This is a genomic window from Streptomyces sp. DSM 42067, from assembly GCF_055792885.1.
In genome coordinates, this window is sequence record NZ_CM147706.1 from 8,312,068 (window position 1) to 8,336,914 (window position 24,847).

Below are 24,847 nucleotides of genomic sequence, written 5' to 3' on the forward strand. Positions count from 1 at the left end.
GGCGTTGAACGAAGCGCCGCGAGGCAGCGGCACGACGCCTGGGGCGCGGCGTCAGCGCCCGGCGGGACACGCCGTGGTCGTGACGCGCACGAAGTCGACGTGGCGGCGGGTCACGAGCACGGTCCTGGGGTCAGCAAAGCACAGCCGCCGCAGACAGCACCAGTACTCCCCGTACCGGCCGACCGATCCGGGCCCCACGGCTGAGAGCGTTCTGCTGAGAGCGCTCTTCAGTCCCTGCCAGGCTCCTTGCCGAGGACATAGAGCTCGGGCAGGTTGACCACGACGGCCTCCTGGGTGCTGCGGGCGATCACCACCACGGCCTCCTCGTCCGGGCTCGGGTTCTCCTCGCGGTGCGGGACGAATGGCGGGACGAAGATGTAGTCGCCCGGTGCCGTGCGGATCCGGATCTCCTCGGGCGTGCCCGAGGAGTCGTCGAGGAACACGAACTCCGGGTGGCCCTTCACGACGTGGATCGCCGTTTCGGAGGCTCCGTGGTGGTGGTTGGAGGAGGCGGTGTCGGGGGCGACATGGGTCTGCCCCATCCAGATGCGCTCGGAGCCGACGGTCCGCCCGCTGATCGCGGCGAAGCGGCGCATGCCGCCGGTCTGGGCCGTGTCGCCGTCGAGCGCGTCGGCACGGATGTGGTGCAGCCGGGCACGCAGCGGCAGCGCGCTGCCGTCACCGATGTGGTCGTGGCCGTTGTCCGGAAGGTGCGGATGGAAGGCGTCCTGCTGGGTGGGGGCGGCTTCGTCGGACGGCTTGGGCGGGGTGTGCGGGGCCATGGGAGGGAGTCCTGCTCGTCGGGGCGGGCCGGGGCGGCCGGGCCGGAATGGGGCGGGCGCCCGCCGGTGTGGGGGCCGGGCAGATGCTGCGGAAGGCCGCAGCAGGGGCTCATCGACCGAGGGCGTGCGCAAGATCCTTGAGATGACCGTAGAGAGCCCGGGAAATGGATGTCAAGATGTGTCCATTGTCGCCGACCTGGCCGTACCACGGGCCCTGCTGGGTCGGCCGATGCTGGAACCGACGTTTCGGGAAGACGGTGCACATGCAGATCTCTGCCAGGGCGGACTATGCGGTGCGGGCACTCGTCGAGCTCGCCGCCGACAGTGCGCGGCCGCTGACGTGCGAGGGCATCGCCTCGGCGCAGGACATCCCGTTCCGCTTCCTCAAGTCCGTGTTCCGCGACCTGCGGTCGGCCGGTCTTGTGCGCAGCCAGCGCGGCTGCGAGGGAGGTTACTGGCTCGGTCGGGACGCGGCCACGATCACGGTCGCCGAGGTGATGACGGCCGTCGACGGCGAGTTCTTCACCGTACGCGGCATACGCCCCGAGGCGCTCGGCTACCCGGGTGCCGCGTCCGGCCTGCCGGACCTGTGGCGCGGAGTCGAGTCCGACGCACAGGCGCTGCTCGCACGGACGACCATCGGTGATCTCGCCGAGCGGGGCGCGGACGCGAGAAACGGGGACGGTGAGGCCGGCAGGGCGCGCGACGCCTCTGCGGCCGTCACGGCATGAGCACGCAAGCTGCGGAAACGGGCGAGGCGGGCGCTGTTGCGCAACCGCTCGTACACGTCACCGAGTTCACCGACCCTGCCTGCCCGTGGGCCTGGGGCTCCGAACCGGTCTTCCGTCTGCTGCGGCACGGCTTGGCACCTCACCTGCGTTGGCGGCGGGTGTTCGGCATCCTCTTCGACGAGGACGACGACCCCGCCCCCGACCCCGATGCCGAGGCACGCTGGTACGAGGGATTCATCAAGGGCGTCGCCGAGCACACGCACGCACCCTACGCCGCCCGTCTGCACTGGCTGAGCCGCACCAGCTGGCCCGCGTCCATCGCGGCCAAGGCCGCCGAGGCACAAGGTGAGCGGGTGGCGGAGCGCGTACTGCGCCGGCTGCGGGAGACGACGTTCGTGCTGGGCACGCCTGCGGACACTCCGGCGGGTGTGGAGGAGGCCATACGCGGTGTTCCGGGGCTCGACATCCGGAAACTGCTCGACGACCGGACGATGGCCGACGCGCGTGCGGCGGTGCGGGATGACTGGGCGGAGACCCGCCGGCCCCTGGCCGAGGTGTGCGATCTGCAAGGGCCGGGGCCGCATCCGGGGCGCGCCAAAGAGGTGGGCGACGGGCGCCGCTATGCCCTGCCGACGCTGCTGTTCGACGGCCCGGGCGGGCGGATCTGCGTACCGGGGTGGAGGCCCCTGAAGAGCTACCTCGAGGCGGCTGCCGCGGCGGCCGGGACACCGCTTCCCGCTCCGGAGGCCGTGTCCGCCGAAGCGGCGTTGAACCACTGGCGCAGCGTCACCCGGCCCGAACTCCAGTTGCTGACCGGCGCCTTGGAGCCGCCGCACGGTGCGACCGTGGTGGAGACGGCGAACGGGCCGTTGTGGCTGCACCCGGAGGAGGCCGAGACCCATCCGGCGACACGCCGGCGGACGAGCTGATGTCGCGCCGTCGTCGGCCGGAGCGGTTTCCGGCCGCCGTTCGCACGAAAGCGATGTCGGCAGCCGACGTGCGAACGCCGTGCATCGGCCGAGAGATTGAGCGAACGCGCAGGTCGCCGGGGTCTCGGACAATGAGACACCTAAAGGTGTCCATTGACAGTGGGGGTGCGCAGCCGTGAGGATACGAGACATGCTTTCGCTGCATCCCGGCGTGGTCTGCCGCTACGTGGACTATCGACGCACCTCCAGTGCGCTCTGTCGCTGACCCGGTCGGTCGGCGCCTTCCGCACTCCGGATCCCGGGACTCCCGCCCGGTGCTGCCTCGTTGGACAGCGCCGTAGGCAGCAGAAGGCCCGAGTGGCCTGAAATCCATCACCGGTTTGATGACGCATCACCTTTTCCGCATCAGATGATCCGCGCCCTGGACAGCGCACCTCTGACGCGGAGTGCGGTGCGGCGGTGCGTGCCCGCGGCCATCCAGACGCTCCGCCTGACGCCCATAGGCCGATACGCCAGACCGTCATCGCCGGACGCCCTCGTCTGCCACCGCCGACCTCTCCGGGGCCGCCTCCGTATGGCATCCCGTTCGCCCGTCCTGCCTCCTGTCATCCCTCGCCTCCCCGCCCGCGCCCCGCCGACCGGGCGCCCCACGGCCCGCCCGCGTACCCGTCTCACAACGGCGCGGCCCAGAAAGGTGCGCTTCCATGCCGAAGTTTCGCTCGCCCTCCACCTCGGAACCATCCCGCCGGTCGCCTTTCGAGGGTGCTGACGCGGACAGCCCGCGCCACAACCGTCTTCCGGCCCTGAAGGCCCTGGACCGGCGTTCCTTCCTCGGACTGTCGCTCGGAGCAGGGGCCACCCTCGCCCTGACCGCCTGCGGAGGACAGTCCACCTCGGCCGCCAAGAGCGGCGGCGGAACCCTCAAGTGGGGCTGGGCGCTGCCCACTTCATGGGACCCGGCCACCTCGTCGGCCGGGTGGGACGTGCACGCTCTCTCCCTTGTCTATGCGGCGCTGACGAAGCTCGACCCCAAGGGCGTCGCCGTACCCGCCCTGGCCAAGTCGTGGAAGTACAACGACGACGGCACCGTCGTGACCTTCACCCTCCGCTCGGGAGAGACGTTCAGCGACGGCAGCCCCGTTGACGCCACCGCCGTGAAGAAGAGCCTCGAGCGAGGCCGCGACTACGAGAAGTCCCTGGTGGCCGCCCAGCTGATCGGGGTCGAGAAGGTGACCGCGCTCGACGAGCACACCGTCGAACTGCGGCTGGCCGCACCCGACTTCCAGATTCCCGCCCTCCTCGCAGGCAAGACCGGAATGATCGTCAACCCGAAGGTCCTCGAGAAGGACGCCGCGAGCCTTTCCACGAAACCCGCCGGCGCCGGGCCGTACACCCTCGTCTCGTACGTCGAGAACTCCAAGGCGGTCCTGCGCCGCAACCCGGCCTACTGGGACGCCGGCCAGATCAAGACCGAGAACTTCGAGCTCCACCCGCTTCCTGAGCCCTCGACGGTCGTCGCGGCGCTGCAGTCCGGGCAGTACAACGTCGCGCAGATACCTGGCAGCCAGGTCAAGGCAGCCAAGGCCGCCGGCCTGGAGGTCCAGGTCATCCCGTCGATGGTGGTGGCCGTCCTCGATGTGCACATCGGCAAGAAGCCCTTCACCGACCCGGACGTCGCCCTCGCCCTGAAGTACGCGATCGACCGCGAAGAGCTCCTGAAGACCGCCGCCTTCGGCTACGGAGAAGTCACCCGCCAGCCCTTCCCACGCGGCTATGCGGGCCACGACGAAGCGCTCGACAAGCTGTTCCCGTACGACCCGGCGAAGGCCAGGGAGCTGCTGGCCAAGGCCGGTTATGCGGACGGGCTGAAGATCACGCTGTCGGCCCAGAAGGCCGAAGGCGTCCCGGAGCTGATTCAGGCTCAGCTGAAGAAGGTCGGGATCACCGCAACCCTTGAGGCCATTCCCTCGGACCAGGCCACGCAGATCGTCTACATCCAGCGCAGCAAGGCCCTGTACGTCGACCAGTTCGCCGGACGCGACTCCGCCACGCAGGCCTTCCAGGTGCTCTTCGGCGAGGAAGGATTGATGAACCCGGGGCGCACCACCTCATCCGAGCTCGAGAAGGCTCTCGACGTCGTCCGCCGTACGCCGCTCGACGCGCCGGAGTACCCGGAAGTGCTGCAGAAGGCGACGGGCATCGCGGTGCGCACCATGCCGAACGTGTTCCTCTACACCGTGCCGCGCATCCTGGCCCGCAATCCCAAGGTCTCCGAGATCCCGGCCTACACCGTCGTCCAGCGGTTCGAGGGGGTCACCGTCTCATGACCGCTCCCGCAGCACTGACCGGCCGGGGCCCGGGGCGCGCAGGCCGGGGGCCGGGCCCCTCTCCCGCCGGGCCGGCAGCACGGCCGCGCGTACGGGAGTCGCTGTTCCGGCGCCTCACCGCGGCGCCCCGCCCGCTCGGCCGACTCCTCGTCGTCACCGCCACGGTGTTCGTCCTTGCCTCCCTGCTCACCTTCGCACTCGGCGCCCTGTCCGAGGCCAACCCGGCCGCCGCCGTCCTCGGCGACCTCGCCACACCGGCCGACATCGCCCGGATGGAGGCCCAGTTCGGCCTGGACCGCCCGCTGTACGTGCAGTACGTGACATGGCTCGGGAGCGCTCTCAGCGGTGATCTGGGCGTGTCGTGGTTCACCGGTGTGCCGGTGGCGGACAGCATCGCGCAGGCACTGCCCGTCGACCTGTCCATCGCCGGACTCGCACTGCTGCTCGCTGTGGTGATCGGCGGAGGCGCCGGTATCGCTGCGGCTCTGCACAGCGGTGGCCGTATCGACCGGGCCGTCACGCTCGTCTGCTCGGTGCTGTCGACTCTTCCGCCGTTCCTGATCGGCATCGTGCTCATCGTCGTCTTCGCAGTGCAGTTCGGCGCGCTGCCCACGGGGGGCTACGAACCACTGAACGCCGGGGTCGGGCAGTGGCTGCGGTACGCGATCCTGCCTGCCTTCGCGCTGAGTCTGGACGCCGCCGCCTCCATCGCCCGGCAGCTGCGCACCTCGTTGGTGGGTGCCCTGCGCGAGAACTACGTCACCGGCGCCGAGATGCGCGGATACTCCGCCCGCCGCGTGCTGTTCGGGCATGTGCTGCGCAATGCCGCAGGACCGGCGCTGACCGTCCTCGGCATGAGCGTGCCGGTGATCCTCGGCGGTGCCGTCGTCACCGAGAAGATCTTCAATCTGCCAGGGATCGCGCAGCTGTCGTTGCAGGCGGCGGAGCGGCACGACATCCCGGTCGTCCAGGGCACCCTCCTGGTCACCGTGGCCGTCGTGCTCGTCGCGAACATCGCGGTCAACGCCGTGCTCGCCGCGCTCAACCCCGCCGCACGCAGGAACAGGGGCGGACGCGCCCTGACCGCACCGGCCGAGGGAGGCGGCGCATGAGGGTTCTCCGTCTCACCTGGCGCCAGCGCTCGGCCCGTATCGCGCTGGCTGTGCTCGCAGTGGTCGCGGTGCTTGCCGTCGCCGGCGGTGCGCTCGCGCCCGACGACCCGCTGGCCCAGCATCCCGCGGACATGCTGCAAGGGCCCAGCGCCGCACATCTGCTGGGCACCGACTATCTCGGAAGGGACGTCCTCAGCAGGCTGATCGCCGGTACCGGGCTGTCGATCGCCGGTGCGCTGGAGGCGGTGGCGGCCGCGATGCTGCTGGGCGTCATCCCGGGCGTCGCGTCCGTGTGGCTGGGCCGGACCGTGGAGTGGACCACGCAGCGGGCCGCCGACACGTTGATGATCATGCCGTTCACGGTCTTCGCGATCGCGGTGGTCGGGGCGCTGGGCAACGGCATGCACCAGGCGATGCTGGCACTCGGCGTGCTGTTCGCACCGCTGTACTTCCGCGTCACGCGGGCGGCAGCGCTCGGCCTGAAGCAGGCGCAGTACGTGGAGGCCGCAGAGCTGATGGGCGCGTCGCGCTGGTGGATCCTGCGCACCCACGTCTGGGGCAAGATCCTCCCGACGATCGCGGTGACCACGGCGCAGACGGTCGGGCAGGCCCTGCTCGTCGTATCGTCGCTGACCTTCCTCGGTCTAGGTGTCCAGCCGCCCGCGCCCACGTGGGGCGGGATGCTCGCGTCCGACCTCGGCTATCTGGCTCAGCAGCCCTGGGCGCCGCTCATCCCGGGCGCCGCGATCATGATCACCGTCGGGGCGCTCAACCTGCTCGCGGACGCAATCCGCGACAGCGGAGCTCCCACGGCCGGTGAGCTGGGGAAGCCGCCCAGGGCCGAGGGCACGGCTCCCGCCTTGGTGACCGAGGACCATGAACCCCTCAACTCCCCGGTAACGCAAGGACGTTCCGCGAAGCGTGCGACACCATCGGAGGATCCCGAGTTGCTGTCTGAGGACCATGCCGACACGGCGGCGACCATCGAGCGGACCCACATCGAACAGCCAGAGGAGGCCGAGCACCGTGTCACGACCGGCTGAAGCAACGGTTGAGCCGCTGCGTGCGGAGAGCGCCCCCAGCACCGGCGCGCACACCCACGTGCCCGCCTCCGCGGCCGCCGTACTCACCGTCGAGGGCCTGGACGTCACCATCGGCCGGACCGTACGAGCCGTACGCGACGTGTCGTTCAGCCTGGCGCGCGGTGAAGCGGTCGGCCTGGTGGGGGAGTCGGGCAGCGGCAAGAGCCTGACGTGCCGCTCCGTGCTGGGAGTGCTGCCGCCCGGATGCCGGGTCTCGGACGGACGGATCACGCTCTCTCCCCGCACGGACACGGCCGCAGACGGGGCCACGGATGCGGACGCCGCCACGCTGCCGGCGTCCGAGTCCGCCGAACTGACGGCGCTCTCCCGCAAGCAATGGAACGCGATACGAGGCCGCCGCATCGGCGCCGTTTTCCAGGACCCCGCTTCGTACCTCAATCCCTCGCTCACCGTCGGCGGCCAGCTCGGCGAGCAACTGCGCGTGGGACGGGGCCTGTCGCGGTCCGAGGCATACGCCCGCGCCGTGGAACTGTTCGCCGCCGTCGGACTGCACCGTCCCGCCGAGCTCTACCACCAGTACCCGCACGAGCTGTCCGGCGGCATGCTGCAGCGCGTCCTCATCGCCATCGCCGTCTCCTGCGAACCGGAACTCCTCATCGCCGACGAGGCGACCACCGCTCTCGACGTCGTCATCCAGGCAGAGATCCTTGAACTGCTCCAGACCCTCCGCAAGGAACAAGGCCTCGCGCTGCTCCTGGTCACGCACGACCTCGCCGTGGTCGCCGAGAGCTGCGACCGCGTCGTCGTGATGTACGCGGGCGAGATCGTCGAGGACGGCCCGACCACCGAGGTCCTGGCCGCGCCCGCGCACCCGTACACCGAAGCGCTGCTGCGCGTTGCGTCCATCGGCGACTGGGGGCGCCGGGAACTCGACATCATCCCCGGCCGACCGCCCGAGACGGGCGCGGACCTGCCGGGCTGCCGCTTCGCCGACCGCTGCGCGTACGTGACGAAGGAGTGCACCGCCGGGCCCGTCGCGCTGCGCACGCTCGACGGCGGCCGCCGGGCGCGCTGCCTTCGCCCCGCCGGCCCGTCCGGCGAGACACCCTCGGCCGCCGCGGCCGACCCCGGCCTGCCTGTACCGCAAGGAGCGGCCCTGTGAGCAGCACCTTGGCCACCGACCGCAGCGCAGAGGCCTCCGAGTCCGGCACCCCGGCGCCGCTGCTGGAGATCACGGGGCTCGGTGTGTCCTACGGCCGCCGGGCTGTCGCACGAGGCTCGGCCCGGCGCACGCGTGTGCTGGCCGACGTCGGCCTCACCGTGCGGGCGGGGGAGATCGTCGGCATCATCGGCGAGACCGGTTCGGGGAAGACCACGCTCGCACGCGCCACGGTCGGACTGGTCCGCCCCGACGCGGGCAGCATCCGCTTCGACGGCCGCGACCTGACTGCCCTGCGCCGGAGCGAGCTGCGGGACTTCCGCCGCTCCGGACGCGTCCAGTACATGTTCCAGGACCCGCTGCGGTCCCAGGACCCCGACCTCACTGTCCGCCAGATCGTGGCCGAGCCGTTCGCGGCCGTCGGCGCGCTGAGCCGACAGGAGCGAGCGGTGCGGGCCGAGGAGGCGCTGAGCCTGGTCGGACTGGACGCCGCGGAGATCGGGTCGCGCACCCCCGGGCAGATCTCCGGCGGACAGCGCCAGCGCGTGTCACTGGCCCGGGCGATCGTCACCAGGCCGCAGCTGCTGCTCAGCGACGAACCCGTCAGCGCTCTGGACGCCTCCAACCGCAACCTCGTCCTCGGCCTCCTCGACCGGCTCCGCCGCGAACTCGGGCTCGCCGTCGTCGTCATCTCCCACGACCTCAGCTCCCTGGCGGGGATCGCCGACCGAGTGGCCGTCCTCTACCGAGGCCGACTCGTCGAACAGGGGCCCATCAGCGAGGTGCTGGAGCACCCACGGCATCCGTACACGGCGCTGCTCACCGCCTCCGCACCCAGCGTGCGCTCCGAACACCGGTTGGTACCTGCGGAGTTGCGTGCACCGGCCGGACGCGACCTGTGGCCGGACGACGTGGGCTGTGTCTTCGCGCCGCGCTGCCGGTTCGCCGACGACGCATGCCGCACGGAGCCCCGACCGGCGGCCGTAGAGGGACCTTCGGTGCCGCAGGACCACGAGCACGGGGCGCTCGAAGCATCGGCCGGCGACAAGGCCTCGGCCGTGGGGCACACCGTCGTCTGCCACCACGCCGGTTCGTGGCGCGCGCGTCTCGGCTGAGCCGCCCTTCGCAACGGCACCCGGCGTATCCGCCGCCCCGCCCCCCATCCCTTCGACCATCCCGGAGTCACGCCACCATGGCCATCGAATTCATAGGCTTCGCCGCCACCCAGGAGACCAGCGAGAGCGGTTCCGCCACACCCACCGCCACCCGCAACGGCGGCTCCCCGCAGCCGGGCGCGGGCCACGCCCCCGGTCCCGTCGTCCAGCCCGACTACGTACGCGAGGTCGCCCGCGTACACGAGGCGTCCGGCTTCGACCGTGTGCTGGTCGCCCATTCCTCGGCGAGCCCCGACGGCTTCACCGTCGCCGACCAGGTCCTCACCCACACCCAGGGCCTTGGAGTCCTGCTCGCGCACCGCCCAGGCTTCGTCGCCCCGACGCTGGCAGCCCGCAAGTTCGCCACCCTCGACGCCTTCCATCCCGGACGGGTCGCCCTGCACGTCATCACGGGCGGCGACGATGCCGACCAAGCCCGCGACGGCGACTTCACCGACAAGCCGACCCGATACCGCCGCACCGACGACTTCCTGGACGTGGTCCGCAAGGAGTGGACCGCCACGGAACCCTTCGACCACGACGGCGATTTCTACCAGGTCAAAGGCGGGTTCTCCGCCGTGCGCCCCGCCGCACCCATCCCCGTCTACTTCGGCGGCGCCTCCGCCGACGCCATCCGCGTCGGCGGCAAGCACGCCGACGTCTACGCCTTCTGGGGCGAGCCGCTGGCCGGCATCGCCGAGCGCATCCGCGAGGTGCGGGCCGCTGCCGCACCGTACGGCCGCAACCCGCGATTCAGTGTCAGCCTGCGGCCCATTCCCGCCGCGACCGAGACAGAGGCATGGGAGCGCGCCCGGGAGATCCTGCGGCTGACCAACGAGCGCTTCGGCGAGCTGCGCAAGGCCTTCAACATCGACCACAGCGAGCAGCGCGGCTCCCAGCGCCTTCTGGAGTACGCGGCTCAGGGCGAGGTACACGACAAGCGGCTGTGGACCGCGATCGCGAAGACCACCGGTGCGGCGGGCAACTCCACGGCGCTGGTCGGCAGCTACGAGCAGGTCGCCGAATCCCTGCTGGACTATGTGTCTCTCGGCGTCACGACCCTGCTCATCCGCGGCTTCTCCCCGCTTGCCGACGCCCGGGACTACGGCACTCTCATCGACCTGGTCCGCTCCGGAGCCGCACGCGATGCGCGTACCGCCCCTGCCGCCCTGGAAGACCCCGTGGTGCCGGCATGACAGCCTCCGCCCCCGTCGGTCGTGCCGACGCCCGGCCGCCCGTGACCGCGTATGTGCCCACCACCTCCCACTGGGGCGCGTACAGCGTGGGCTCCGACGCGGACGGCCGTCTCGACATCCGGCCACATCCTGCCGACCCCGCGCCGTCCCCGCTGCTCGGCAACATCGACGGGGCGCTGCGCCACGCCACCCGTGTGCGCAGGCCCGCGGTGCGGCGCGGCTGGCTGGAGCACGGTCCCGGCCCGAGCCGGGCACGCGGCCGCGAGCCGTTCGTCGAGGTCGGCTGGGACGAGGCGCTCGACCTCGTCGCGGCCGAACTCGCCCGCGTACGCGACGAACACGGCCCCCAGGCGGTGTTCGGCGGCTCCTACGGCTGGGCGTCGGCCGGCCGCTTCCACCACGCGCAGAGCCAACTGCACCGCTTCCTCGCCCAGTTCGGCGGCTACACCGCGTCCCGTAACTCCTACAGCCTCGGCACCTCGCTCGTCCTGCTTCCCCACCTGGTAGGACGAGCGGGCACGGAAGCCGTGTTGCGCGCCGCCTCCAGCTGGCCGACGCTGGTGCAGCACACCGAGCTGATCGTCGCGTTCGGCGGCATCCCGGCGAAGAACGTGTACGTGACGCCTGGCGGCGTCACCCGGCACCGCACCCCCGGTCGTCTCGCCGACCTCGCCGCCTCGGGCACCCACATCGCGCTGATCAGCCCACTGCGGGCCGACCTGCCGGATGGGCCGGACAGCACGTGGTACCCGGTCGTTCCCGCCACGGACACCGCTCTCATGCTCGGCCTCGCGCACACTCTGCTCACCGAGAACCTGCACGACCGTGCCTTCCTCGACCGCTGCACCACCGGCTTCGACACCTTCGCCCGCTACCTCGACGGCCGCACGGACGGCACGGCGAAGAGCGCCGACTGGGCCGCCCACATCTGCGGTCTCGACGCGGACGACATCCGCCGGCTGGCCCGGCGCATGGCCGCATCGCGCACCCTGGTCACCGTCACCTGGTCGCTGCAGCGCATCCAGCACGGCGAGCAGCCCGTATGGGCGGGCCTCGCCCTCGCCGCGATGCTCGGCCAGATCGGCCTGCCCGGCGGCGGCTTCGGACACGGCTACGGCTCGATGGGCGACGTCGGCGACCACGGCCCCCAGCTGCGGCTGCCGCATCTGCCCCAAGGACCCAACCCCGTCGACGAGTTCATCCCCTGCGCCCGCATCGCCGACATGCTGCTGCACCCGGGCGAGAGCTACGACTACGACGGCGAGCAGCGCACCTACCCCGACATCCGGCTCGTCCACTGGGCCGGCGGCAACCCCTTCCACCACCATCAGGACCTCGGACGGCTGCGCCGGGCCTTCGCCCGCCCCGACACCATCGTCGTCCACGAACCCCATTGGACGGCCACCGCACGCCATGCCGACATCGTCCTTCCGACCACCACCTCACTGGAACGCGAGGACTTCGGCGGCGGACGGCGCGACACCCATCTGATCGCCATGCACCGAGCCGTCGACCCCGTGGGCGAAGCCCGTGACGACTACGCCATCCTCGGGGAGCTCGCCGCCCGCCTCGGATTCGGAGAGCGCTTCACCGAAGGCCGTACGCCGCGCCAGTGGCTGGAGCACCTGTACGGCGAGTGGCGCGAGGAGCTGAGCCGAGCCACCAGCGCGAACGTTCCTGGCTTCGAGGAATTCTGGGCGGCCGGGGAGTACGAACTTCCCTCCGGGCCAAGCGACTTCACTCTCTTCGAGGACTTCCGCCGGGACCCGGACGCCTTTCCGCTGGACACCCCGAGTGGCCGTATCGAGATCGCCTCGGCCGCGATCGGCGATCTCGGGCTCGCCGACTGCCCGGGTCACCCCGCCTGGCTGGAGCCCGACGAATGGCCTGGAGCCGTCGCTGCCGAGCGCCACCCTCTGCTGCTGATCGCCAACCAACCCGCCACCCGGCTGCACAGCCAGTACGACGTTGGCGCGCACAGCATGGCCTCGAAGGTCGCGGGGCGCGAGCCGGTGGAACTACACCCCGACGACGCCGCGGTGCGCGGCATCCGCGACGGCGACGTCGTACGCATCTTCAACGACCGCGGCGCCGTCCTCGCCGGAGCCCGGCTCGGCGACGGGCTGCGCCCCGGCGTGCTGCGGCTGCCCACCGGTGCGTGGTTCGACCCGGCTCCCGACGATGGCGACGGAGACGGCGATGTGCCGTTGTGCCTGCACGGCAACCCCAACGCCCTCACCGCCGACGTGCCCAGCTCCCGGCTCACGCAGGGCTGCACCGGGCAGCACGCCCTCGTCCAGGCGGAGAGGTACGAGGGCGAGGCGCCTCCCGTGACGGTGCGGCGCCCGCCACGGCTCCAGGACGGCGCATCCGTGCCGCGCTATGCCCGTGGCCCCCGATCAGCCGCAGGCGGCGACCCAGACCACGCCGACCACCTCACTCATCTCGACCGGCCGGAGACCCCATGACACGTACTGGCCAGACCACCGACCTGACCGCCACCGGCCGCTCCGACGGGGACGGATCTCGTGCCGGTCGGCCCGACGCGGACAGCTCCCACACCGGCCGCCCGGGCACCGACGGCCGACGCACCGGCCGCCCGGACGAGGACGGCCTCCTTACCGGCCGCACCGACACACAGGGCCGGGGCACCGACCGCTCCGCCCTCGCGCTGCCACCCCTCGATCTCGACCGTCTCCCCGACGTCACCCGCGCCCTCGCCGCCCGTGCCGCCGAACACGACCGCGACGCATCGTTCCCCACCGAGGGCATCGCTCTCGTTCACGAGGCAGGGTTGCTCACCGCGACCGTCGCGCCCAGGTGCGGCGGCCCGGGCGCGGGCCTCTTCGACACCGTCCGCATCCTGCGCGCTCTCGGCGCCGGCGATCCGGCCGTCGCCCTCGTCACCGCCATGACCTTGTTCGTTCACGCCGGGGAGGCCCGCAACCCGAGCTGGCCCGCAGCCACCTACGCCGAGTTCCTCAGCGAGGCCGCCACGCGGCCCGCCCTCGTCAACGCCCTGCGCGTCGAGCCGGAGCTCGGCAGCCCGGTACGTGGCGGCCTGCCCGCCACCACGGCACGCCGCGACGGCGACCACTGGGTGCTGACGGGCCGGAAGATCTATTCGACGGGCGCGGTCGGACTGAGCCGCATGCTCGTCTACGCCCGCACCGACGAAGACCCGGTACGCGTCGGCTCGTTCCTGGTCCGGGGCGACAGCCCAGGGCTGTCCATCGAGCCGACCTGGGACCACGTCGGGCTGCGCGCCAGCCGCAGCGACGACGTGCTGCTGGACGGCGTCCGCGTGCCCGTCGACGAGGTCGTCGGCCTCACCGAGGCGCGCGCCGCCGCTCCCGGTGCCCGCCAGGACGCGGCAGCCGGAGCGTGGAACGCTCTCGGACTCACCGCCCTGTACCTCGGCGTCGCCGATGCCGCCCGCGACTGGCTCATCGGCTTCCTCCATGAACGCGTCCCCACCGGGCTCGGCGCACCGCTGGCCACGCTGCCCCGGTTCGAGACCGCCGTCGGTGAGATCGAGAGTGCTCTCACCGGGGCCGCCGTCCTCGTCGAGTCCCTCGCGGCGCGCGTCGACGCGGGCGACCCGGATGCCCCGGCCCAGGCCGGCATCGCCAAGGTCCTCGGCACCCGCGCCGCCATCGGCGCCGTCGAACAGGCCCTGCAGCTGACCGGCAACCACGGCCTGACCCGCGCCAACCCCCTCCAGCGCCACTACCGCGACGTGCTCTGCAGCCGCGTCCACACCCCGCAGGACGACTGCGTCGTCACCGCCGTCGGCCGCGCCGCACTCGACCACCGCCGCCCCACCGCAGTGAAAGGCACCTGACCATGACCAGTCCGTCCGTCGAGTTCATCGGCATGATCGGCACCCAGGACGCCTCCGAGACCCGGCCGACCACCGGCCCGGCGATCGACCCGGCGTACACGACCCGGTTCGCCCGCGCCCACGAGGACGCCGGCTTCGACCGGATCCTGATCGGCTACAGCTCCACGCGGCCCGACGGCTTGCAGGTCGCCGCGTACGTCGCCGCCCGCACCGAACGCCTCGGCCTGCTCATCGCCCACCGGCCCGGTTTCATCGCCCCGACGCTGGCCGCCCGTAGCTTCGCCACCCTCGACCAGTTCACCGAGGGCCGCGTCGCCGTGCACACCATCACCGGCGGCAACGACGCCGAACAGCGCCGGGACGGCGACTACCTGGACAAGGACGAGCGCTACGGTCGCACGGACGAGTACCTGGGGATCCTGAGGCGCGCATGGTCCTCCTCCGAGCCCTTCCGCCACGAAGGCCGCCACTACCGCTTCGAGGACTACGCGCCCGGCGTGCTGCCGTACCGGCCCTCGGGCATCCCGCTGTACTTCGGCGGCTCCTCGCGGGCCGCGTACCGGGTGGGCGGCAAGCACGCCGACACGTTCGCGCTGTGGGGCGAGCCGCTCGCCGAGACCGCCGAGCAGATCGCATCCGTCCGCGCGGCCGCCGAAGCCGCGGGCCGCACGGAACCGCCCGGCATCAGCGTCTCCTTCCGCCCCATCCTCGGCCCGACCGAGGAACTCGCCTGGGAGCGCGCGCACCGCATCCTCGACACCATCAAGTCCGGTTCCGGTCGCCCCTTCTTCGACCAGGCCCCCCACCACAGCGGCACCCCTGCTCCCCAGAACACCGGATCCCAACGCCTGCTCGCGGCCGCAGCCAAGGCCGACGTGCACGACCGCTGCCTGTGGACACCCACCGCCACCGCGACCGGCGCCGGCGGCAACACCACCGCCCTCGTCGGTACGCCGGAGACCGTCGCCCAGGCACTGCTCGACTACGTCGACATCGGTGTCACGACGATCCTCATACGCGGCTACGACCCGCTCGACGACGCCATCGACTACGGCCGCCACCTGCTGCCGCTCGTCCGCCAGGAACTCGCCCACCGCGCCGCCACCGCGGCGCCCCTCACCCCCGCCGGAAGTGCCCGATGACCGACCTCGCCACCACTCCCACGCCCCGTACCGCCACCGTTCACAGCTGGCAGCCGCCCGCCGGCATCGCTCCGCGGGGCACCCTCGTCGTCGTCCCCGGGCGCGGTGAACACGGCCTCGTCTACGAGCGGTTCGGCCGCCGCCTGTCCTTCGACGGATACGTCGTCCACGCCCTCGACACCACGCCCGAGCACCACACCGACGACATCCTGACCGCCACGACCCAGGCCGTGGGCCCCGACCCCGTCGCCCCCGTCGTCCTGATCGGCAGCGACACCGGCGCCCTCCAGGCCCTCCACGCCGCGACGGCCGACGAGCCGACCCGTCCGACTCTCCACGGCCTCGTCCTTGCCGGAACAGCCCCCACCACCGGTACCGGTTGGGCCGACGCCGATACGGACACCGCCTCGGACTGGGATGCCGAGCTCAACGCACGCACGGCCTGCCCGACCCACCGTCAGAAGCTGACGGCAGACCCGGACTTCGCACGGGGCCTGCTCACCGGCCCTGTACCGCACCGCCTCCTCACCGACGCCCTCCCTGACGTCCCCACCCTGGTCCTGCACGGCGCCGCCGACCCGCTGACGCCCCTGGAGCAGGCCCGCACCCTCGCACACCGCCTTCCAAGCGCCACGTTCGGTGTCCTGCACGAGGGCCTGCACGACGTCCTCAACGACGCCTCGCACCGCACCACCGCTGCCACCGTCGTCCAGTGGCTGGAGCGGCTGCGAGCCGATGCGGAACTGCGCCCGATTCTCACTATCGAGCCGCTGAACCAGCGCTGACCGACACCGGGCGAACAAGCACCACACGCATGCGGACTGTCGCCCGCCCGCCCGTCCTGGGCGGGCCCCGTCCCACACCCAGTTGAAAGGGAAGCGGCATGACCACCACCTCCATCGACCATTCCGCGCAACTGTCCGCGGATCCCCCGGTCGACGTGATACTCCGCCGTACCCTGCGGCGTCACGCATCCGGCGTCACAGTGATCACCGTCCCGGGCCCCGCAGGGTTCACCGCCACGTCCTTCACCTCCGTATCCCTGGAACCCGCCCTCGTCTCCTTCTGCCTCGGGGTCACCGCATCGACCGCGGATGCCGTGCAGCGGGCGGACCGGTTCGCCGTACACATCCTGGGAGTGGACAACGCGGCCTTGGCACGGCAGTTCGCACGCAGCGGCATCGACCGCTTCATGGGCGTCCCTTACCTGGAGGAGAGCGACGGTCTTCCCGTACTGACCGGCGTACCGGCCTGGCTCACCGCCCGTGTCGCCTCGGTGCAGCGCATCGGAGACCACTTCCTCGTCGTCGGTGAGGTCGAATCGGGCGAGGTCCGTGACGACGCCACGGCGCTGGTCCATCATGAGGGCGCTTTCGCCGGTGTTTCCCGGCTGGTGCCGCCGACGCCGGAGTGACAGTTGTCCGCCGCTCGGCCCCAGGCAGCTCAGGCCCAGGGAGACTCAGGCTCAGGGCGGTTCACGTTTGTGGCCGGCTTCCGGCGGCGCGCGGGGGGACACGCGGATCCCGTGCGATCCGTCGATCGCTTGCTCGTGGGACTCGGCGCCGGGCACGCAGGACCCGTCGCAGGGGCGGTGGATGCCAGGCCGTGCCGGCGCCGACGTGCACCACGTTCCCCGGTCAGCGCCCCACGCGTCGTCGTTCGCCTGCAGACAGCCGGGGTACTGGGATCGCAGTACAGCGTGACCGCAGGCGGTACTTCCGCAGGCGCTGAGCAGGACCGCCCGCTCGTCGCCCCTATATCGTCCCCAGTTCGCAGTGGAAGGCAGGATCGTCAGCCGCAGTGGCGAGGCGACATGCGCCTCGGATACCGGTCAGCGGACGCTACGCCGGGCAGTACTGGGGGGCCTCGTCGACGTTGTCCTTGGTGATCAAGGTGAGAGGGATCTTGGCGATCTTGTCGGCCTTCTTGCCGTCGAGCAGGGCGACGGTGTTCTGCACCGCTGTCTCGCCGATCACCTTCGGGGAGTTGGCGACGGTGGCGGCGAACCGGCCGTCCTTGATGGCGGCGATCCCCTTGTCGGTTCCGTTCTCAGTCACGATCTCGACGTCCTCGGCGCCGGCCGCATCGAAGACCTTGCGCACAGCGAAGGCCATCTCCTCGTTGGCGACGAAGACGTAGTCCAGGTCGGGGTGGCCCTGGATCATGTTCTCGGCGACGTCCTGGGCCTTGACGGGGTTGAACATCCCGGGCTGGTTCGCCACCACCTTCGCGTTACCGGGCAGGGCCTCGGTGAAGCCGGAGACCATCAGGTCGGAGGCGGCGCCGGGGGAGCCCGCGACGATGCCCACCTTCACCTGCCTGCCGCCGGCGTCCTCGGCAACCCAGCCGGCGTCCAGAGCGCCGAGCTTCTTCAGGTCGACGACGGCCGCGCCAAGAACGTCGGAGACGTTGCCGGTGGCGACCGAGGTCAGGAAGATCGGTACCTTCGCGGCCTTGGCCTTGGCAATGCCGCCCTCGAGCGCGTCGACGTTGACGGTCTGCAGAACCAGCGCGTCGACGTTGCGCGAGATCATGTCCTCGATGTTGGACAGCTCGTTGCCGGGGTCCATCTTGGAATTCGCGACGTTGAGTGTGACTCCTTGTGCCGTGGCCTCCTGCTCGACGGCCTTCTGCAGGCAGGTTGCGAACTCGCTGGTGTCGCCGTTGACGAACCCGATGGTGACGGAGTCGTCGCTGCCGCCGGCGGAGCCGGTGCCGCAGCCGCTCAGCAGCACGGCGGTGCCGACGGCCACGGTCGAGGCCAGCGTTCGGGAAAAACGGGCGGGATATCTCATGGTGAACCGCCTTCTGGTTGCAGATGGGATGGCGGCCGGGCCGCCGGGGACAGAGGCGCCGGCGGCCCGGCCTTTCGAGAAGTGGTGGACCGCTGAAGATTCAGTGGCTTGCGTCAGCCGGTCGCCGAGGCGCGCCCCGCCGGGTGAGCAGTCTTGAAGGCCCCACCTCGGCGAGCGCGAGCGCCAACGCGGGCCACGGGAGATGCACAGGCTGACCGCTCTGCCTCGCCCGCCCGGTGCGTGCACCGTGACGGCAGCTGGGCAGAGATCGGTCGGCGGAAGGTGGTCAGATCGGCTGGACCATCGTTTCCAGGACGTGCTGGGTCAGTCCGGCGTGGTCGAAGTCCGGGTGCCCGGCCGGGTCCATCTCGTACTCGCCGATCGCGACCGAGGACTCCACGATGAGCTTGCAACGCTCGTAACGGCGCTCGCTGTACGCGGCGAACGCCTCCTCGTGGCTGTTGTGGGAGGACAGGCATTCAGCCAGGACGACTCCGTCCTCGATCGCCTGGGCGGCTCCCTGACCCAGGTGCGGGGTGACGGCGTGGACGGCGTCGCCTATCAGCACGATCCGGTCGTTGTGCCACGGTGCCGGCGCGATCAGCCACTCCTCGGGGCGGAACACGATCTGGGAGGGGTCGTTGACGTACTTGTCGCGGACCCGCCCGGTCAGGCCCCCGAACGGGGCGAGGCGCTCCCTGAGTTCGTCGGCCATCTTGGCCTGGTCCAGCCAACGGCCCTCCTCCCACGAGGTGTTGTAGAAGAGGTAGGCCAGGTCGCGGCCGATCGGCACAAAGCCGGCCATACCCTCCGGGCCGTGCTGCAGGATGATCCGGTCGATCTCCGGCTCCCGGGGGATGTTGAGCCGGAACGCCGACTGGCCGAGGTAGACCGGCTTCAGGTCCTCGCTCAGGACGTAGGGGCGAACGGTGGAGTAGACACCGTCGGCGCCGACGACGAAGTCCACCGTGTTCTTCGTGCCGTCGGTGTAGACGACCTCGACGCCCTTGGACCCGTCGGCGAGCTTCGTGAACGTCTTGTCGTACTCAATGGTGGCGCCCACCTCGAGGGCCTTGTCGGTGAGGATCTTGTGCAGCTGCGGCCGGGTGAGGCCGTTCATGGGCGGCAGTTCCGACCCGGGGATCCGCGCACCGGGCATCTCGCGGATCAGATTGCCGTCCACGTCGAGCATCTGCCCCCAGGCGGTGGTCGAGTACCCGACGGCCAGGCACGCTGCCGCGCAGCCGATCGCATCCAGTGCCCGCAGCGCGTTGACCGGCTGGATGATCCCCACGCCGTACACGGACGAGTGGAGGTCCTCCCGGATCTCCACCACGTTCACGTCGTATCCCACGTTCCGCAGCGCGATGGCGGTGGACAGTCCACCGATCCCGCCGCCGACGATGAGAACACTGCCTCGGCTCATTTCAACCACCTAGGTTCGTCCGCTTGGGCCTCGATGCAGGAGTGCACGAGGCCGATGGTGGGCGAACGTAATGTCCGGCACGGCAGGTGGGAAGCAGACGGAAATGCACAGTTAACTTGCACCTCCATCGCCTTGCCCAATCGGCTGGAATGCTCTCTCGAAAAAATCGGCTGCATGCGGGCGTGCTTCATTTAAGGCGATCCGTTTCCTTCATTTCAGGCGCTCTCGAAGGACGGATTTCGTCACCTGCCATACAGGACATGAGCTGCGGTTTCATATGCGGCGGGCGCCCGCCCGGGTGTGGTGTGCGACGGAAATCCCGCATTCCCCGGACGCTGATGTCGGATTTCCGTGGTGCAGTGACTGCTGGCTGGCTCACAGGCGCTCAGAGGCTCACAGTGGGGCGATGCAATCGACCGCAGTGCGCCGCACTGCACAGGAGAATTTCGTTGAACGTTTCGAGTAAGGAGACGTCGGCCGGGCGCGGGCGGGCAGCCACCATCGCCCTGGCGTGCGCGGGGGTCTTCGTCGCCTACCTGCCGGTGACCACGGTGGCGGTGAGTCTGCCGGTGATCCAGCGGACGCTGGGTGCGTCGACCGCGCAGCTGTCGTGGGTGTCCGATGCCTTCGTGCTGCCGGTGGCCGCGTTGATCCTCACCGCGGGTGTCTTCGGTGACGTGCACGGGCGCAAGAAGGTCTATCAGTTGGGCCTGGCGCTGTGCGCGGCAGGCGCCGCGGTGTCGCTGTGCGCCCGCTCGGTCGAGGTGCTGTGGGCCGGTCAGGCACTCGCCGGTGCGGGGGCCGCCGCCCTGCTGCCGGTGACGCTGGCACTGATCAGCCAGGCGGTGCCGGATCCGCGTGAGCGCGGCAGGTACATCGGCTGGTGGACGACCTGCATGATGGCGGCCATGGTCGTGGGGCCGCTGGTCGCCGGCGTGGTCGTCGAGCATGCGGGGTGGCGGTGGATCTTCCTGCTGCCGGTGCCTGTGTCGCTGGTGACCATGGCGGTGGCCGCACGGCGGCTGGCCGAGTCACGGGCGCCCGGGAAGCGTCGGCTGGACTGGCCGGGGCAGTGCACTGCCGCGGTGGCGATCACGGCCCTGGTGTACGGGGTGATCGAGGGCGGCGCCGAGTCGTTCTCGCATCCGCGCACCGTCATCGCTCTGGTGGTGGCCGTCGTGAGCGGCGCCGTGTTCGTGGTGGTGGCGCGGCGCAGCAGCACCCCGATGCTGGACCTGTCGCTGTTCCGCAGTCCCGGGTTCACGGCCTCCACGCTGGTCGCCCTGGTCAGCTTCCTCGGCCTGATCGGCTTCTTCTTCGTCCTGAGCCTGTACTTGGGTCTGGTGCAGCAGTTGGACACCTGGCAGTCCGGGCTCCGCATGATCCTGGTCAACGTCGTGTCCATGATCTTGGGTGTGGTGATGGGCCGCGTGATGCGTCACGTGTCCGCCCGGCTGCTCATCACAGCGGGGATGCTGATCACGGCAGGCGCCCTGCTGATGATGACGACGCTCGGTACGGACACCTCCTTCTGGTCGCTGGCCTGGCGCCTGGCCCTGCTCGGTCTGGGGTTGGGCATCGCGTTCCCCTGCATCACGAGCACAGCCGTCTCCGCGGTGCCGGGACATCAGGCCGGCATGGCGGCCGCGGGCAACAACGCCTTCCGGCAGGTCGGTGGAGCACTGGGCCCGGCGGTCCTGGGAGCGCTGCTGACCACGAAGGCGATGGACACGCTGCCCGGCCACCTCGCCGACGCGGGCCTGACAGGCGCGGCGGCCCAGCCTGTTCTCAGGGCCGCGGATGCGAGCGGGCTCGGCGCCGTGGGCCGGCTGGATCTCGGAGCGGACACCAGCCGGGTGCTCGGTGCCGTGTCTGAGGCGTTCCTCGACGGGCTGCGACTGTGCCTGACCGTCTCTGCGGCTTTGTTGGTACTCGCCGCCCTGGTCGCCGTCGTCCTCCTGCGACGCCGACGCCGACAGCAGGACCAGGCCCCCGGCACGGTCGTCGCCGCCGGCCCCGCCGTGCCTCGGCCCGGGCAGGCTGCTCCGGACGACAAGGCGCACGGTCAGGCGCCGCAGACCGCTGCGTCGGCGCACGGCAGCGGCAGCCGGGACGGTACAGCCGGCGAGCAAGCCAGCCGCCGTTTCCGTACGGCCGAGTGCTATGCCCGGCGGCCACTTCATCCCCGTACAGCGCCTGAGCCGCCCGTACGATGATCGCCCGGCCGTGTCCCATCACACAGACGGGCACGGCCGAGCCCCCCCTTCGGCTCATGCAGGAGAACGCAGGAGAACCAGGAGAACCAGGAGAACCTTGTGGTGCCCCCGACTCTCGACGTGCTCGACCTGAAACTGCTGCAGGCACTGGAACTCGACGGGCGGGCATCGTTCAGCCGGATCGCCCAGGTGTTGGGAGTCTCCGACCAGACCGTCGCCCGCCGGTTCAGGCGACTGCGCACCACCGCACACCTGCGCGTGACCGGCATGGTCGACGACAGCCGGCTGGGCCGCACCAGCTGGATCGTCCGGCTCGGGTGCACCCACAACGCAGCAGCCCAACTGGCCGCCACCCTCGCCGCGCGGTCCGACACCCACTACGTCGACCTGGCCGCCGGCGGCACCGAGATCGTGTGCGCGATCAAGCCGCGCAGCCGGCAGGAACGTGACGACCTGCTCCTCGACCGCCTCCAGCGCACCCCGCACGTCACCTCGGTCAGTGCCCACTGCATCCTGCACGCCTACTACGGCAACTCCCTGAGATGGCTGCGCAAGATCAGCGCCCTCGAGCCGGACGAGGAAGCAGCACTGCGCACGCCGAGGCCCGCACCGACGACGGCACCGGTCACTGTCGACGCCACCGACCACACCATGCTGGAGGTGCTGAGGCGAGACGGCCGGGCCACGCTCACCGAACTTCAGGCGGCCACCGGCCTGTCCGAGACCGTCGTCAAAAGACGCCTGGAGCGGCTGCGCTCAACAGGCGTGCTGTACCTCGCAGTCGAATACGACCACGAGCCCCTCGGGCAGGGAGTGGAAGCGCTGTGCTGGCTGACTGTCGCTCCCCACGCCCTGGCCGAGGCCGGACGTGCCGCCGCGGCCCACCCGGAGGTACGGTTCGTCGCCGCCGTCACCGGGCGGACCAACCTGGTCATCTCGGTGCTCTGCCGTACCACCGACGACCTCTACACCTTCGTGAGCGAAAAGCTCGGTGCCCTGACCGGCGTCCACACCGCGGAGACCGTCGTGACGCTGCGACGAGTCAAAACCCTCACCCACGAACCCCGACCCCATACCGGCGGCCACTCCTGATCCACCGCAGCACAGGCCCTGTGACCACAGTTTCAGCAGCGCCCGTCCACCACGGCAGCGAGAAGCGACGCCACCGACTTCTCGGGCCCCTGTCCCGCGGTGTCGACCACGATGTGGTCCCGGTCCGACGGCTCGTACTCACGGTCGGCGACCTGCTGCCAGTCGGGCAGCGGCAGATCCGGGATGTCCACCGACCGCGAGGTCACGCGGCGCCTGTGCTCGGCCCGATCCGAGCAGACCACCTCCACCTCGACGGCAGGCACACCTGCCCTGACCGCCGTGTCGCGCCAGGCGTCGCGCGTGACGCCAAGGGGATTGACGGACTCCGCGATCACGGTCAGGCCCTGCCGCAGATGCTCCTCGGCCAGGGCGTATCCGACGACGTAACCCGCGGGCCCCACGGGATGCCGGGCCAGGCCGGAGCGGACGATCGCCTGCTCGATGGTGTCGATCCGCAGATGGACCGCCCCGAGCCGCGCGGCCAGCAGGCGTGCGAGGGTGGTCTTGCCGGTGCCGGGCAGGCCGCCGATGACGATGAGCATGCGGTCATCCTGCCGTGACTCGTCGGCGCAGCCGATCCGGGAGGCGCCGACCGTCCCGCCGGGCCGTCCGTCTCGCGCGTGGGAAGGGCTCCCCGATTCATTATCCGCTAACATAGAATAATTAGGTAGATGAATCGGCGCGTGCGCGAGGAGTGGCCGTGGACTTCGGACTGACCGACGAGCAGGACATGTTGCGCGCGACGGCACGGCAGTTCGTCGCCGACGTGTGCCCGGCCGAGAAGGCGAAGCAGTGGGACGAGGAGGGTGTCGTACCGCCGGAGCTGTTCCGGGGCATAGCCGAGCTCGGCTGGTTCTCGCTTCCGTTCAGCGAAGAGGAGGGCGGCGACGGCGGTGGGCCGCTCGAGCTCATCCTGATCGCCGAGGAGCTCGGGCGTGCCAGCTTCGACGTCGCCATGTGCTACATCGGGGTGCTCATCCCCGGGATCACCGTGTTCCGGTGGGGCAGCGAGGCGCAGCGCGAGTTCATCCGCGAGCAGGTCATGACCGGACGCCACCGCCTCGCCGTCGGCCTCAGCGAGCCGGACAGCGGGTCCGACGCCGCGGCGCTGCGCACCAGCGCCGAGGACCACGGCGACCACTTCCTCGTACGCGGCCAGAAGGCGTGGTGCACGGGCGGCGGGCTGCCCGACACCACCATCGCGACGTACGTGCGTACGGGACCCCGCGAGCCCAAGCACGGCGGTATCAGCCTGCTGCTCGTCGACCCCTCGACGGACGGTGTCGAGGTGCGCCGGACCCCGACGCTGGCCCGGCACATCCTGGGCACCAACGAGGTCTTCTTCAACGACGCGCTGGTGCCGAAGGAGAACCTCGTCGGTCCGCGCGACGAGGGCTGGAAGGTCATGCTCTCCAACATCGAGCTGGAGAAGGTGATCATCACCGGCGGCTATCTGGGCGCCGCCCAGGCAACTCTGGACGAGATGCTGGAGTATGCGCGCACCCGGCACGCCTTCGGCCGTCCGATCGGGAACTTCCAGGCGCTCGCCCACGCCATGGCCGATCTGCAGACCGAGATCGACTCGGCCCGGCTGCTCGCGTACCGCGCCGCCTGGCTGCTCGCGCAGGGCAAGCCGTGCACGCGGGAGGGGTCGATGGCGAAGCTGAAGGGTTCGGAGACGTATGTGGCGGCCGCCCGTCTCGGAATGCAGGTCTGCGCAGGGCACGGCTTCTCGACGGAGAGCGTGATGAGCTTCCGGTACCGGGAGTCGATCGTGGCCACCATTTCCGGGGGGACCAGCCAGATCCAGCGCAACGGCATCGCCCGCAGCATGGGGCTGCGGTCCTACTGACACCACCGACCGCCCAACTGACACCCACCGACCGTCCGACTGACACC

General features: G+C 70.8%; 20 protein-coding genes. 16 read left to right on the plus strand and 4 right to left on the minus strand.

Annotated features, from left to right (window positions below; translation table 11 throughout):
• Positions 1-227: 227 nt before the first annotated feature.
• Positions 228-782, minus strand: coding sequence for a cupin domain-containing protein (locus ACSMXV_RS37285; RefSeq protein WP_473175505.1), 555 nt, complete (start codon positions 780-782; stop codon positions 228-230).
• A 263-nt stretch (positions 783-1,045) separates the two neighbouring features.
• Between ACSMXV_RS37285 and ACSMXV_RS37290 the strand changes: the two genes are divergently transcribed.
• The 13 genes from ACSMXV_RS37290 (at position 1,046) to ACSMXV_RS37350 (ending at position 16,833) form a co-directional block, all read left to right on the plus strand.
• Entirely contained in the window at positions 1,046-1,513 is a 468-nt protein-coding gene (locus ACSMXV_RS37290; protein WP_473175506.1) for an RrF2 family transcriptional regulator, read from the plus strand.
• Positions 1,510-2,442: a DsbA family protein gene (locus ACSMXV_RS37295; RefSeq protein ID WP_473175507.1), complete on the plus strand. Its 933-nt coding sequence runs from the start codon at positions 1,510-1,512 to the stop codon at positions 2,440-2,442. Before ACSMXV_RS37290 ends, ACSMXV_RS37295 begins: the two co-directional genes overlap by 4 nt.
• 704 nt (positions 2,443-3,146) lie before the next feature.
• Positions 3,147-4,769, plus strand: a complete 1,623-nt coding sequence (locus ACSMXV_RS37300) for an ABC transporter substrate-binding protein (RefSeq protein ID WP_473175508.1) — start codon at positions 3,147-3,149, stop codon at positions 4,767-4,769.
• Positions 4,766-5,881 (plus strand): ABC transporter permease, encoded by a 1,116-nt coding sequence (locus ACSMXV_RS37305; protein ID WP_473175509.1) that lies wholly within the window; start codon positions 4,766-4,768, stop codon positions 5,879-5,881. Before ACSMXV_RS37300 ends, ACSMXV_RS37305 begins: the two co-directional genes overlap by 4 nt.
• Positions 5,878-6,924: an ABC transporter permease gene (locus ACSMXV_RS37310; RefSeq protein ID WP_473175510.1), complete on the plus strand. Its 1,047-nt coding sequence runs from the start codon at positions 5,878-5,880 to the stop codon at positions 6,922-6,924. Before ACSMXV_RS37305 ends, ACSMXV_RS37310 begins: the two co-directional genes overlap by 4 nt.
• Complete coding sequence (locus ACSMXV_RS37315) at positions 6,908-8,086, plus strand: ABC transporter ATP-binding protein (protein ID WP_473175511.1); 1,179 nt, start codon at positions 6,908-6,910, stop codon at positions 8,084-8,086. Before ACSMXV_RS37310 ends, ACSMXV_RS37315 begins: the two co-directional genes overlap by 17 nt.
• Positions 8,083-9,198, plus strand: coding sequence for an ABC transporter ATP-binding protein (locus tag ACSMXV_RS37320; protein ID WP_473175512.1), 1,116 nt, complete (start codon positions 8,083-8,085; stop codon positions 9,196-9,198). Before ACSMXV_RS37315 ends, ACSMXV_RS37320 begins: the two co-directional genes overlap by 4 nt.
• Positions 9,199-9,275: 77 nt before the next feature.
• Positions 9,276-10,433: an LLM class flavin-dependent oxidoreductase gene (locus tag ACSMXV_RS37325; RefSeq protein ID WP_473175513.1), complete on the plus strand. Its 1,158-nt coding sequence runs from the start codon at positions 9,276-9,278 to the stop codon at positions 10,431-10,433.
• Entirely contained in the window at positions 10,430-12,901 is a 2,472-nt protein-coding gene (locus tag ACSMXV_RS37330; RefSeq protein ID WP_473175514.1) for a molybdopterin-dependent oxidoreductase, read from the plus strand. Before ACSMXV_RS37325 ends, ACSMXV_RS37330 begins: the two co-directional genes overlap by 4 nt.
• Entirely contained in the window at positions 12,898-14,277 is a 1,380-nt protein-coding gene (locus tag ACSMXV_RS37335; protein WP_473175515.1) for an acyl-CoA dehydrogenase family protein, read from the plus strand. The genes ACSMXV_RS37330 and ACSMXV_RS37335 overlap by 4 nt, the downstream gene beginning before the upstream one ends.
• 2 nt (positions 14,278-14,279) lie before the next feature.
• Positions 14,280-15,419, plus strand: coding sequence for an LLM class flavin-dependent oxidoreductase (locus ACSMXV_RS37340; RefSeq protein ID WP_473175516.1), 1,140 nt, complete (start codon positions 14,280-14,282; stop codon positions 15,417-15,419).
• Positions 15,416-16,204, plus strand: coding sequence for a serine aminopeptidase domain-containing protein (locus ACSMXV_RS37345; RefSeq protein WP_473175517.1), 789 nt, complete (start codon positions 15,416-15,418; stop codon positions 16,202-16,204). The genes ACSMXV_RS37340 and ACSMXV_RS37345 overlap by 4 nt, the downstream gene beginning before the upstream one ends.
• 98 nt (positions 16,205-16,302) lie before the next feature.
• Entirely contained in the window at positions 16,303-16,833 is a 531-nt protein-coding gene (locus tag ACSMXV_RS37350; protein WP_473175518.1) for a flavin reductase family protein, read from the plus strand.
• 427 nt (positions 16,834-17,260) lie between these two features.
• Here ACSMXV_RS37350 and ACSMXV_RS37355 read toward each other — a convergent pair whose 3' ends face one another.
• Both ACSMXV_RS37355 and ACSMXV_RS37360 read right to left on the minus strand, forming a co-directional pair.
• Positions 17,261-18,172 (minus strand): sugar ABC transporter substrate-binding protein, encoded by a 912-nt coding sequence (locus ACSMXV_RS37355; RefSeq protein ID WP_473175519.1) that lies wholly within the window; start codon positions 18,170-18,172, stop codon positions 17,261-17,263.
• A gap of 328 nt (positions 18,173-18,500) precedes the next feature.
• The gene (locus tag ACSMXV_RS37360) at positions 18,501-19,640 is read right to left on the minus strand and encodes an FAD-dependent monooxygenase (protein WP_473175520.1); all 1,140 of its coding nucleotides are present in this window, start codon (positions 19,638-19,640) and stop codon (positions 18,501-18,503) included.
• 449 nt (positions 19,641-20,089) lie between these two features.
• On the opposite strand from ACSMXV_RS37360, the gene ACSMXV_RS37365 reads away from it, so the two are divergent.
• A complete protein-coding gene (locus tag ACSMXV_RS37365) occupies positions 20,090-21,856 on the plus strand; it encodes an MFS transporter (protein ID WP_473175521.1) in 1,767 nt (588 codons plus the stop codon).
• A 99-nt stretch (positions 21,857-21,955) separates the two neighbouring features.
• Entirely contained in the window at positions 21,956-22,948 is a 993-nt protein-coding gene (locus tag ACSMXV_RS37370) for an Lrp/AsnC family transcriptional regulator (protein WP_473175522.1), read from the plus strand.
• Between the two features lie 32 nt (positions 22,949-22,980).
• On the opposite strand, the gene ACSMXV_RS37375 is transcribed toward ACSMXV_RS37370, so the two are convergent.
• The gene (locus tag ACSMXV_RS37375; RefSeq protein WP_473175523.1) at positions 22,981-23,490 is read right to left on the minus strand and encodes a P-loop nucleotide/nucleoside kinase family protein; all 510 of its coding nucleotides are present in this window, start codon (positions 23,488-23,490) and stop codon (positions 22,981-22,983) included.
• Between the two features lie 158 nt (positions 23,491-23,648).
• Here ACSMXV_RS37375 and ACSMXV_RS37380 point away from each other — a divergent pair, with 158 nt between their 5' ends.
• Complete coding sequence (locus ACSMXV_RS37380; RefSeq protein ID WP_473175524.1) at positions 23,649-24,800, plus strand: acyl-CoA dehydrogenase family protein; 1,152 nt, start codon at positions 23,649-23,651, stop codon at positions 24,798-24,800.
• Positions 24,801-24,847: the final 47 nt, after the last annotated feature.